The following is a 330-nucleotide window of genomic DNA, read 5'->3' on the forward strand; positions in this document are numbered from 1 at the left end:
TACCTGTATCTGTACCGACATTGCCTGCCAAGTCTGTCGCAGTCACGGTCACGGTATGTGGACCTTCACCCAACACTGGCAATACATTGTCTGCAAGGGTCCAAGTACCATCACCATTGTTCACCGCTGGATAGTCAATACCATTCACAGTCACAACAATGGTCGCATTCGGATCATTGATCGTACCGCTCAAGTCTGGTGTTGAGTCATTGGTGAATTCATCATTCAATGCAACCACTGGTGGTAAGCCATCTCCATCAACAATCTCTGTACCTGGCAATGAAATGTTTCCTGCCAAGTCGGTCGCTGTTGCTGTAACGGTATCACCAT

The 330-nt window shown here is 47.9% G+C and carries 1 protein-coding gene; it reads right to left on the reverse strand.

What is annotated here, in order from left to right; translation table 11 throughout:
• The coding region (locus tag V6E90_RS21615; RefSeq protein ID WP_332606420.1) for an Ig-like domain-containing protein at nt 1-330 on the reverse strand (330 nt) is incomplete at both ends.

The sequence above is a fragment of the Acinetobacter sp. ESBL14 genome, assembly GCF_036668815.1.
GTDB lineage: Bacteria > Pseudomonadota > Gammaproteobacteria > Pseudomonadales > Moraxellaceae > Acinetobacter > Acinetobacter gyllenbergii.